This window comes from Streptomyces panaciradicis, from assembly GCF_023516615.1.
Classification (GTDB): domain Bacteria; phylum Actinomycetota; class Actinomycetes; order Streptomycetales; family Streptomycetaceae; genus Streptomyces; species Streptomyces panaciradicis.
Genome location: NZ_JAMGBF010000229.1, coordinates 1 through 10,524, shown reverse-complemented (window position 1 = coordinate 10,524; position 10,524 = coordinate 1). Strand labels below are relative to the sequence as shown.

Here is a 10,524-nt window from a genome sequence, read left to right as displayed (position 1 = left end):
CCGCCACGATGAACAGCACCGGGATCACCCCGTGCATGCCCACACCCAGCGGGTCCGGCCAGGCCGCCGCGCCGTTGAACGCGATCGTCGCCGCCGTCAGCAGCCAGGCCGTCTGGCGCAGCAGCGGGAACGGGATGCGGATCCACGTCAGGAGGAGGTCCAGGGCGAGCAGGACACAGATACCGGCGTCGATGCCGATCGGGAACACGTACGCGAAGTTCCCGAAGCCCTTCTTGAGGGCCAACTCGCGGACGGCCGCGTACGAACCGGTGAAGCCGATGCCGGCGATGATCACGGCGCCGGTCACGACCACGCCGGTGAGAACGCGGTGCATCCGAGTCAGCTGCAGTGGCGCTGCCACCCGTACTCCCCTCCCATTGCGTGTTGTTGCGCGCAACAGGGTGGCACATGTGTGCGCCGCACGTGTTGTCGGTACGACAGGAGCCCGGCCCCCGCGGAGGGCCGGGCTCCGCCGTACAGCGCGCCTGAGCTGCGCGTTGACGCCCTGGTGTGACGGTCAGCTCTTCTTCGACGCTGAGGAGGAAGGGGAAGCCGAAGCGGACTTCGCGGCCTTCGAGGCCGAGGCGGACGGCGACGGCGACTTCGACGCGGGCTTCGACGGCGAAGGGCTCGCCGTGCCCGCACCCGCGCCCGCGCTGCCGTCACCGTTCGCCGCCGACACCGCGGCCACCGCTTCCTTCGTCGCCTGCTCGGCGAGCTTCGCGAGGGCCTTCGCGTCCGGGGTCTTCTCACCGGCCAGACCCGCGCCGTTGTAGTCGACGGTCACGACCACGTTCTCCACCCGCGCCACGACCGTCTGCTGCTTGAAGGACCCCTCCTTCTTCTTCAGGTCGTAGTGCACCAGCGTCGCCTCGTCGCCCGTCCCGGCGACCGTCTGCCACTTGGCGTTCTTCGCGCCCTCGACCGCCTGGGCGTCCTTGACCTGCTTCGTGAAGTACTCGTGCGCCAGCTGGTTGCCCTCACCACGCGCGGCGTCCGACTCGAAACGCAGCAACGACACGTTCAGCCAGCGGAACTGCGAGCCCTTAACGCCGTTGTTGTCCAGGCTGTTCCAGGAGCAGCTCGCCCGCGTTCCCGCGTCGCCGGAGCTGCCCTTCTTGCCGGACTTGACCCCCTTCGGCACCAGGGAGGTCAACGTCTTCTTCGACAACACCCCGCACGAGTCCGGCAGTTTCGCGTAGGCCGCCGCCTGCACCGTCGGAGACGCGCTCACCCCCGCGGACGCGGCGGTGTCACCGCCCGAGGACCCCTTGCCGGCGCTCTTGTCACCGGAACCGGAGTCCGAGGAACATCCGGCCACCAGCAGTACCACCGGCACCGCCGCCGCGCACACAAGGACGCGGCCACGCCCCTTCGCTCGCTGGCTCCGCTGATCTCGCTCTGCTGCTCGCTGCATGGTTCCTTCACTCATGACGCTCGTGATTCCTGCGGTCGGCGTTCAGGTCCGAGGGGCCACGGTACGCGGTGAGGAACCTGTGCGGTTTTGTTTCGAAGGCTTTGCGCACGGGTGTGAGGGACCGGCGAACACCGGCTAACCGGCCAGCGTGTCCGCCAGCCCAGAGGCCAGTTTCCGGGCCCTGTCCTGCATTTCCTTGCTGTCCGGGACCGTGCCGATCGTGGCCGGCTGCTCCTCGTACTCGATGGTCACGATGACGTTGGACGTGCGGAACGCCACAGTCACCGTGCGCTGCTGGGCCGTCGAACCGGAGCCGCTCACCACGTCGTTCAGGAACGCCTCGTCCCCCAGATCCGACAGGGTGCGCGGCAGCAGGCTGCTGGGAGTCGCGGAGGAGGAGGCGGAGGACGAGGAGGACGCCGAGGCGCTCGGCGAGGCGCTGGGCGACGAGCTGAAGTCGGCGGTCGCGGAGGCGTCGGCGGACGGCGACGCCTCGGGGAGGTCCGCCGCCTCCTCCTTCTTCCCGAACAGCTCCTGCGCCTGGGCGTCGTCGCTCACCGCGTTGTCGTACGACACCACCCGCTCGAAGTCGACGAAGAGGTGGTCGGTGGCGTCCGTCGACTCCACCTTCCAACGGCAGCCCGCCTTGCGGTCCGTGTCGTACGTGAGCGTCGCCTCGCCCTCGTACGCCTTGTCGCGCTGCGTGGTGTCCGTGATCTGCCGGATGCCCGGCAGCAGCGTGTCGAGCGTGCCGTGGCTCACCGCGCCGCACGGCTCGGGAAGGGTGTCGTACTTGCCCGGCTGGGCCACCGCGGTCGCCGTGCCGGCGTCGCCCGGGTTCGCGTCGTCGGTGCTTCCGGTGTCGCTCGAGCCGCCGGTGCAGCCGGCCAACAGCGCCGCGAGGAGGGCGACGACGCCGGGTACGTAGGCCTTCCGCTGCACGGTCGGGCTCCCTTCGACGGTGGGGTCCGGGCGATCACTACCAGTGTCCCCGCTGGTTATTCGCTTGCCGCGCAGGGGCGCTCCCTGCAGACAATGTGTATCGCACGCAACACCGCGAACGCTGGTCCGATGTCCCTTTCGTTGATCATGGCGCGGCTTTTGCGATTCAAGACTTCTGTCATGTTTTCGGGGGAAAGAGGACGACATGTCGTACGTGGAGATACCGGGTGCCAAGGTCCCCATCCGGATGTGGACCGACCCGGCGTCGGTCGAGGACGTGGCCCTGCAGCAGCTGCGCAACGTCGCGACCCTGCCGTGGATCAAGGGCCTGGCGGTGATGCCGGACGTCCACTTCGGAAAGGGTGCGACGGTCGGCTCCGTCATCGCGATGCGGGGGGCGGTGTGTCCCGCGGCGGTGGGGGTGGACATCGGGTGCGGGATGTCGGCGGTGAAGACGTCGCTGACCGCGAACGACCTTCCCGGCGACCTGTCGCGGCTGCGCTCGAAGATCGAGCAGGCCATCCCGGTGGGCCGCGGCATGCACGACGACCCGGTGGACCCCTCCCGCATGCACGGCTTCGCCACCGCGGGCTGGGACGACTTCTGGGGGCGCTTCGGGGGTGTGGCGGAGGCGGTGAAGTTCCGTCATGAGCGGGCCGGGAAGCAGATGGGCACCCTCGGATCAGGAAACCACTTTATTGAGGTATGCACCGATACGTCCGGTTCGGTGTGGCTGATGCTGCACTCCGGTTCGCGCAACATCGGCAAGGAACTCGCCGAGCACCACATCGGCGTGGCCCAGAAGCTCTCCCACAACCAGGGCCTGGTCGACCGCGACCTCGCCGTCTTCGTCGCGGACACCCCGCAGATGGCGGCGTACCGCAACGACCTGTTCTGGGCGCAGGAGTACGCCAAGTACAACCGCACGATCATGATGGCGCTTCTGAAGGACGTGGTCCGCAGGGAGTTCAAGAAGGCGAAGCCGACCTTCGAGCCGGAGATCTCCTGCCACCACAACTACGTGGCCGAGGAGCGCTACGAGGGCATGGACCTGCTCGTCACCCGCAAGGGCGCGATCCGCGCGGGCTCCGGCGAGTACGGGATCATCCCCGGTTCCATGGGCACGGGTTCGTACATCGTGAAGGGTCTCGGCAACGAGAAGGCCTTCAACTCGGCGTCCCACGGCGCGGGCCGGCGCATGAGCCGCAACGCGGCCAAGCGCCGGTTCTCGACGAAGGACCTGGAGGAGCAGACGCGGGGCGTGGAGTGCCGCAAGGACTCCGGCGTCGTCGACGAGATCCCGGGCGCCTACAAGCCGATCGAGCAGGTCATCGACCAGCAGCGGGACCTGGTGGAGGTCGTGGCCAAGCTGAAGCAGGTCGTCTGCGTGAAGGGCTGAGTCAGCTCAGCCGCTTTTCCAGCAGGGTCACCGCGTACGGGCTGCCTGTGCCGTTCGTCTTGGCCGGTTGTTCTCCGACCACCCGGTAGCCCGCCGACTCGTAGTACGCGCGGAGGCGGGGGTTGGAGGACAGGCAGTCCAGGCGGGCGTACGGGCGGCCCGTTGCCGTGATGCGGGACTCCGCTTCGGCCAGCAGTGCGCGGCCCGTGCCCGGGGGAGCCGTGTGCGGGGTCGTCATCAGGCGGTGGATGTAGCCGGCGTCGTCGGGGCGGGGGCCCCAGGCCGCCCGGTCCTGCCACCACAGTTCGCAGGCGCCGGTCAGATGGGGGCCCGCGTACGACAGCCAGACCTCGCCGTCGTCCATGCGCGCGCGGAAGTGGGCCTCGTCCTTCTCGCCCGGCTTCCACTGGTCGATGCCGCGGGCCAGCTGCCACAGTGCGGCGGAGTCGCGCAGGCGGACCAGGGTCGCCGCGTCCGCCGGAGTCGCCCTGCGGTAGGTCGGGGGCGGCCAGGCGGTGGGGCGCGGTTCGAGCAGCGAGGCGCGCAGGCCGGCGGCCAACGCGTCGGCGTCCAGGCAGAGTTCCCGCGTCACGTACGTCTCGATCGAGCCGTAGCGGGTCCTCATGGCCGCGAGGAACGTGCGCATGACCTCCGCCGGGGCGCGGCCGAAGCCCAGCCAGTTCGGCGCGCGGCCCTCCCGCGCCGTCCAGAGCGCCAGCATCGCCGGTGTCGCCAGCTCGGTGAGGCTGTAGTCCTCGATGATCGTCTCGTCCGGGACGCCCAGCAACGCCAGCACCAGCGCGGCCAGTTGGCCCGTGCGGTCCTTGCCGGACGCGCAGTGGAAGACCAGGGGTTCGGACGCCTCGGCCGCCGCGGCGATCAGTTCCAGGGCGCGGCGGATCTCCTTCGTGCCGTCCTCCGCCACCTCCATGTACCGCTCCGCCAGGTAGGGACCCGGATCGATGTCGGGGTCCAGTGCCGGCTGGTCGTAGGGGCGGTGCTCGATGCTGAGGTTGTGGTAGCGGAAGGACGGGTCGTCCGGGACGCGGCCCCGCTTCTCGGCCTCCCACGGGTGGCGCAGGTCGATCACCGTGCGGATGCCCAGGGAGAGGAGGCGGGACCAGTCCCGCGTGCCCTGCCGCAGCTTGCCCAGGGAGTCCGCGCGGTACAGGAGCCCGGGGCGGACGCGCCGGCCGTCGGGCGTCGAATAGCCGCCCAGGTCACGGAAGTTGTGCAGCGCCTCGAAAGGTAGGTGTCGGTCCACAGGCTGTGACTCTATGCCTACTTCGCGTGCAGCACGGCGTAGATCATCACGAAGGCCACGATGTGGATGCCGAAGAGGAAGTACCCGAGGTAGTACCAGACGTAGCGTTCGCGTTTCTTCTCCAGGGCGAGGCGCTGCCGCTCTGCGTCGTCCGTCACTGTGCCTCCCTGTGGACCTTGGTGTTGGACGCCTGGGCGCGGGGGCGCAGCACCAGGAGGTCGACGTTGACGTGGGAGGGGCGGGTCACCGCCCAGGCGATGGTCTCGGCGACGTCGTCGGCGGTCAGCGGCTCGGCCACGCCCTCGTAGACCTTCGCCGCCTTCTGCGCGTCGCCGCCGAAGCGGGTGAGGGCGAACTCGTCCGTCCTGACCATGCCGGGCGCGATCTCGATCACGCGGACGGGCTGTCCGACGATCTCCAGGCGCAGGGTCTCGGCGAGGACGTGGGCGCCGTGCTTGGCGGCGACGTAGCCGGCGCCGCCCTCGTACGTGCCGTGGCCGGCCGTCGAGGAGACCACGACCACCGTGCCGTCGCCGCTCGCGACCAGCTTGGGCAGGAGGGCCTGGGTGAGGTTGAGGGTGCCGATGACGTTCGTCTCGTACATGGTGCGCCAGTGGGCGGGGTCGCCGGTGGCGACGGGGTCGGCGCCGAGGGCGCCGCCGGCGTTGTTGACCAGGACGCCGATGGTCCTGAACGCCGTGGCGAACTCGTCGACGGCGGCGCGGTCGGTGACGTCCAGCTGGTAGGCGGTGGCCTGGTGGCCCGCCTCGTTGATCTCCTTGGCCAGCGCCTCGATGCGGTCCTCCCGGCGGGCGGTGAGGACGACGCGGTAGCCGGCCGCGGCGAGCTGCCGGGCCGTGGCGGCGCCGATTCCGCTGCTCGCACCGGTCACGACGGCGATGCGGGAGGCGGCGGACGGTGCGGTGGCCATGCGGGGCTCCTGGGGTCTGTCTGCGGTCGGCTGCCGTCCAGCGTAGGTGAGGGTCAGCCGCCGTTCCGCGGCGCCCACATGATGACCGCCATCCCGGCCAGGCAGATCAGTGCCCCGGTGAGGTCCCACCGGTCGGGCCGGTAGCCGTCGGCGACCACTCCCCACAGGATCGATCCGGCCACGAAGACGCCGCCGTACGCGGCGAGGACGCGGCCGAAGTGGGCGTCGGGCTGGAAGGTGGCGACGAAGCCGTAGGCGCCGAGGGCGAGGACGCCCCCGGTGATCCACAGCCAGCCGCGGTGTTCGCGCAGGCCCTGCCAGATCAGCCAGGCGCCGCCGATCTCGAGGACGGCGGCGAGGACGAACAGGGCGGCGGAGCGGGCGACGAGCATGACGGCAGCCTCGCATGCCCGCTGTCACCTGATGGACGGCGCCTGCGCCGCGTCCCGCGGGGGATACATGCCAGGACCACGTGGAGTGAGGAGTGGGTATGCGGAAGGTTCTCGCGGGGTTGGCGGCGCTGGCGGCGGTGTGCGGAGCGGCGGTGCCCGCCGGTGCCGCCGTGGCCGGCGGGCCCGAGGCCGATCTCGCCTTTCACGGTGCCGTGTCCATGGCGGACGGCGCGGTCGGCGTGCGGTTCACGCCGGCCAACCACGGGCCGTCGGCCGCGCCGGACGTGACGGTGCGGCTGCGCTGGTCGGCCGCGCTGGCGGACCGGCAGGAGCTGCCGGAGGGCTGCGCGCGGTCGGGGCCGCGGGTGGTGCTGTGCCGGGTGGGGGCGCTGCCGGCGGACGGCCTGGGGGAGCAGATCGCCCTGCGGGTACGGCTGCGGGCGGCGCCGTCGGAGGTGCTGCTGGTGCTGGACACGGTGTGGAGCGGCGGCACGGTCGACCCGAACGGGCGCAACGACCGGCAGCGGGTGCTCGTGCTGGACACGGGGGACGAGTACTACTTCTAGGGCGCGTGCCAGACGCCGCGAGGCAGGCGGGGCTTTCGACACCCGCCCCAGGGCGTGTGCCCGGGATCGCCGGCCCGGCAGCCGCCGTCCGCCGAGGGTGCCTGCGTCGTACGATTTCTGTGCGGCGCAGAGGACGAAGGAGCAAGGCATGACGGAAACGGCACGGGAGCGGCTGCTGGACGAGCTGTCGTCCGTCTCGCGGCGCTACATGGCCTCGTACGCCCTGTTCAACCAGGCCGTCGCCGACCACATCGGGCTGCACCCGACCGACCTGCAGTGCCTGAACCTGCTGACGCTGGAGGGCGCGCCGGTGACGACGGGCCGGATCGCCGAGCTGACGGGGCTGACGACCGGGTCGGCGACGCGGCTGGTGGACCGGCTGGAGAAGGCGGGGTACGTCGTCCGGGAGCGGGACGCGGCCGACCGGCGCAAGGTGCTGGTGGCGACCGTGCCGGAGAAGGTCGCCGAGTTCGGGCGGATGTGGCAGCGGCTCAGCGGCGGCTGGTTCGCCCTGTTCGACGACCTGGACGACACCCAGCTCGCGGTGATCGTCGGCCATATGAGGCGGACGGCGGACTTCAGCGGCCGTCAGGTGGCGCTGCTGCGCGCCGGTGGCCTTTAGCCCTGGACGTTCTCCGTGTCGTAGCGGCCGCGGGCCTCGTGGACCTCCTCGATGTGGGTCTCCGCCCAGTCCTTCACGGCGGTCAGCAGGAGGGCGAGGCTGCCGCCCAACGGGGTGAGTTCGTAGTCGACGCGGACCGGGACGGACGGGGTGACGGTGCGCGAGAGGATGCCGTCGCGTTCCAGGGCACGCAGGGTCTGGGTGAGCATCTTGGGGCTGACGCCGGCGATCTTGCGCGTGAGGTCGCTGTAGCGCATCGGGCCGCGCGAGAGGGCCGCGACGACCAGGCTGACCCACTTGTCGCTGAGGCGGCCGAGCAGCTCGTTGGTGGGGCAGGCCTTGAGGAAGGCGTCGTACTCGGCGCGTGCCTGTTCGCGCCGCTGGGCCGCGGTCGTGGTCGCCATGGCTTCCCTCCGGGGGACATACGCACTCTCAGGTAACTACTTCCGAAAGGATAGTGCCTCTTCCTAGGGTTGTCGCTGTGCACAAGAAAGCGGCACAAATACCCATGAAACAGGGAGAGTTGCGATGCGTGCAGCAGTGGTGAGGACCTTCGGCGGACCCGAGGCCGTCGAGGTCGTGGAGACCGAACTGCCCGAGCCGGGGGCGCGGCAGATACGGATCAAGGTGGCGGCGGCCACGCTGAACCCGGTGGACGCCGGGGTGCGGGACGGGTTCTTCGGAGGCGCGGGCAAGCAGATCGGCTTCGGCTGGGACGTCGCCGGGACGGTGGACGCGACGGGCGTGGCCACGGCGTGGAGCGTCGGCGACCAGGTGGTGGCCCTCGACCCGGGCATGGTGCGGCCGGCCGGAACGCACGCGGAGTACGTCGTCGTCGACACGGACGCGGTGGCGAAGGCGCCGGCCACGGTCGACGCCGTGCACGCCGCGACCCTGCCCCTGAACGCCCTGACCGCCGTCCAGGCCCTGGATCTGCTGGAGTTGACCGAGGGGCAGTCCCTGCTGGTCGTCGGCGCGGCGGGTGCGGTCGGCGGCTTCGCCGTCCAACTCGCCGCCCACCGGGGGGTGTCGGTGACCGGGCAGGCCAGGGCGGCCGACGAGGAACTCGTACGGTCCCTGGGCGCCGACGACTTCACCTCCGGTCCCGTCGGCGCGGGCGCCTTCGACGCCGTGCTGGACACCGCGGTGCTCGGGGAGGCGGCCCTGGAGTGGGTGCGGGACGGCGGCGCCTATGTGGGCGTACGGCCCGGCGGGGAGCCTGCGTCGGTGCGCGGGGTGCGGACGGCGGCCGTCGCGGTCCGCCCCGACGGGGCCCGGCTGGCCGAGCTCGCGGCGCTGGTGGACCAGGGGGTGCTGACCCTCCGGGTCGCCGAGACCTACCCCCTGGACGACGCGGCCAAGGCCCACGCCCGCCTCGCGGAGGGCGGCTTCCGCGGGCGGCTGGTGCTGGTCCCCTAGTGGTGCTGCTCGGCCGGGGCCTTGCGGGGCAGCAGGCGTACGAGGGGCAGGCACAGCACGAGGGACGCGGCGACGGCGCTGAGGCTCGCGCGCAGGGCGTGGGTCTCACCGCCGCCGGCCGTGTGGAAGTAGACCGTGGTGACGGCCGCCGCGCCGACGGCGTTGGCGAGTTGCTGCACCGCGTTGAGCGACCCGCTCGCGCTGCCCGCCTCCTCGGGGGCGATGTCGCCGATGGTGACGTCGTAGACGGTGCCGAAGCAGGTGCCCATGCCGAGGCCGATGAGGAGGAGCGGCGCGACGAGGGCCCACGCGGACCCTTCGGCGACCACGGCCAGGCAGCCGCAGCCGGTGAGGATCAGCAGCAGTCCGGCGACGACGAGCCGGCGTCCGTGGCGGTGGATGAGGCGGTAGCAGGCGATGGACGCGACGACGATCCCGGCGGACAGGGGGATCAGTCCGAGCGCGGTGCCCGCGGGGGAGCGGCCGAGGCCGCGCTGGAGGTAGAGGGAGACGGTGTAGAGCAGGCCCGCGACCGCGGCGAAGGCGAGGACGCCGAGGACCAGGCCCGAGGTGAAGCCGCGGTTGCGCAGCAGGCTCGGGCGGATCAGCGGTTCGGGGGCCGTGCGCTGGCGTCGGCAGAACGCGGCGAACAGGGCGAGGCCGGCGAGGAGCAGGGAGAGGGGCCGGGTGCCCCAGCCGCCGTCCGAGCCGTCGATCAGTCCGCCGAGCAGGCCCAGCATCGCGCCCGCGAGGAGGGCGGAGCCGGGGGCGTCGACGGCGACGGAGGCGTCGCCGCGGTCCCGGGGGAGCAGACGGGCGGCGGCGAGCAGGGCGGCGCCGCCGAGGAGCAGGTTGATCAGGAACATGGGGCGCCAGCCGAGACCGGCGAGGTCGGCGTCGACCAGGAAACCGGCGAGGATCGGCCCGCCGACCGCGGACAGGCCCATGACCGGGCCGAAGAGGCTGAACGCCTTGCCGATCTGGTCGCGGGGCCAGGTCGCGCCGAGGATGCCGAAGCCCTGCGGGATGACGAGCGCCCCGAAGGCGCCCTGGACGAGCCGGGCGACGACCAGTGCCGCCGGGTTCGGGGCCAGCCCGCACGCCAGGGAGGCCGCGACGAACCCGGCGAGTCCGGTCAGGAAGAGCCGACGGCGACCGTAGCGGTCGCCGAGCCGCCCGCCGGGCACGAGCAGCACGCCGAGCGCGAGCGCGTAGGACGCGCCGAGCCACTGCACGAGCCCGGCGCCCCCGCCGAGGTCGCGCGTGATGGTCGGCGCGGCGATGTTGGTGATGGTCGCGTCGAGGAGGTCCAGGACGTCGGCGGCCAGCACGACCGCCAGGACGGCCCAGCGGGCGCGGGAGGACAGCGGCGGACTATCTGCTGCGTTACGAAGAATCTGCGTCACGCAGATAAAATAGCGGGGGGCTGAGCGGGGTGGTCAAGCGGATTGCGCGGTCGTACGGGATCGTCGGGCGCGCCGAACTGGCCGCGTGGGTGCGCGGGGTCGGTTGTGGGTCGGGGCCGTGCCGGGGGGTGTCCGTCCTCGGTCGGGCGGTGCCGTCGGGTGGGAT

General features: G+C 71.6%; 13 protein-coding genes. 4 read left to right on the top strand and 9 right to left on the bottom strand.

Features of this window, described 5'->3' with window-relative positions:
* The 3 genes from M8J74_RS42025 to M8J74_RS42015 all read right to left on the bottom strand — a co-directional run.
* A partial coding sequence (locus tag M8J74_RS42025) for a DUF2637 domain-containing protein (RefSeq protein WP_249841439.1) occupies positions 1-361 on the bottom strand: 361 nt, incomplete at its 3' end.
* A 156-nt stretch (positions 362-517) separates the two neighbouring features.
* Entirely contained in the window at positions 518-1,432 is a 915-nt protein-coding gene (locus M8J74_RS42020) for a DUF3558 family protein (protein ID WP_249841438.1), read from the bottom strand.
* A gap of 120 nt (positions 1,433-1,552) precedes the next feature.
* Positions 1,553-2,359: a DUF3558 domain-containing protein gene (locus M8J74_RS42015; protein WP_249841437.1), complete on the bottom strand. Its 807-nt coding sequence runs from the start codon at positions 2,357-2,359 to the stop codon at positions 1,553-1,555.
* Between the two features lie 205 nt (positions 2,360-2,564).
* Between M8J74_RS42015 and M8J74_RS42010 the strand changes: the two genes are divergently transcribed.
* Positions 2,565-3,758: an RtcB family protein gene (locus M8J74_RS42010; RefSeq protein WP_249841436.1), complete on the top strand. Its 1,194-nt coding sequence runs from the start codon at positions 2,565-2,567 to the stop codon at positions 3,756-3,758.
* 1 nt (position 3,759) lies between these two features.
* Here M8J74_RS42010 and M8J74_RS42005 read toward each other — a convergent pair whose 3' ends face one another.
* From M8J74_RS42005 to M8J74_RS41990, 4 genes are read right to left on the bottom strand one after another with little or no spacing between them, the layout of a single operon-like run.
* Entirely contained in the window at positions 3,760-5,022 is a 1,263-nt protein-coding gene (locus M8J74_RS42005) for a tyrosine-protein phosphatase (protein WP_249841435.1), read from the bottom strand.
* 17 nt (positions 5,023-5,039) lie between these two features.
* Entirely contained in the window at positions 5,040-5,276 is a 237-nt protein-coding gene (locus M8J74_RS45125) for a hypothetical protein (protein ID WP_372500432.1), read from the bottom strand.
* Complete coding sequence (locus tag M8J74_RS41995) at positions 5,177-5,953, bottom strand: SDR family NAD(P)-dependent oxidoreductase (protein WP_249841434.1); 777 nt, start codon at positions 5,951-5,953, stop codon at positions 5,177-5,179. The genes M8J74_RS45125 and M8J74_RS41995 overlap by 100 nt, the downstream gene beginning before the upstream one ends.
* Positions 5,954-6,006: 53 nt before the next feature.
* Positions 6,007-6,345, bottom strand: coding sequence for a YnfA family protein (locus tag M8J74_RS41990; protein WP_249841433.1), 339 nt, complete (start codon positions 6,343-6,345; stop codon positions 6,007-6,009).
* A 98-nt stretch (positions 6,346-6,443) separates the two neighbouring features.
* Here M8J74_RS41990 and M8J74_RS41985 point away from each other — a divergent pair, with 98 nt between their 5' ends.
* Entirely contained in the window at positions 6,444-6,911 is a 468-nt protein-coding gene (locus M8J74_RS41985) for a hypothetical protein (protein ID WP_249841432.1), read from the top strand.
* A 148-nt stretch (positions 6,912-7,059) separates the two neighbouring features.
* Complete coding sequence (locus M8J74_RS41980; RefSeq protein ID WP_249841431.1) at positions 7,060-7,533, top strand: MarR family winged helix-turn-helix transcriptional regulator; 474 nt, start codon at positions 7,060-7,062, stop codon at positions 7,531-7,533.
* Here M8J74_RS41980 and M8J74_RS41975 read toward each other — a convergent pair.
* The gene (locus M8J74_RS41975; RefSeq protein WP_249841430.1) at positions 7,530-7,937 is read right to left on the bottom strand and encodes a winged helix-turn-helix transcriptional regulator; all 408 of its coding nucleotides are present in this window, start codon (positions 7,935-7,937) and stop codon (positions 7,530-7,532) included. The two genes, M8J74_RS41980 and M8J74_RS41975, sit on opposite strands and share 4 nt — an antisense overlap.
* Positions 7,938-8,061: 124 nt before the next feature.
* On the opposite strand from M8J74_RS41975, the gene M8J74_RS41970 reads away from it, so the two are divergent.
* Positions 8,062-8,952 (top strand): NADP-dependent oxidoreductase, encoded by an 891-nt coding sequence (locus M8J74_RS41970; RefSeq protein ID WP_249841429.1) that lies wholly within the window; start codon positions 8,062-8,064, stop codon positions 8,950-8,952.
* Here the strand turns inward: M8J74_RS41970 and M8J74_RS41965 are convergent.
* Entirely contained in the window at positions 8,949-10,358 is a 1,410-nt protein-coding gene (locus M8J74_RS41965) for an MFS transporter (protein ID WP_249841428.1), read from the bottom strand. The two genes, M8J74_RS41970 and M8J74_RS41965, sit on opposite strands and share 4 nt — an antisense overlap.
* Positions 10,359-10,524 lie beyond the last annotated feature (166 nt).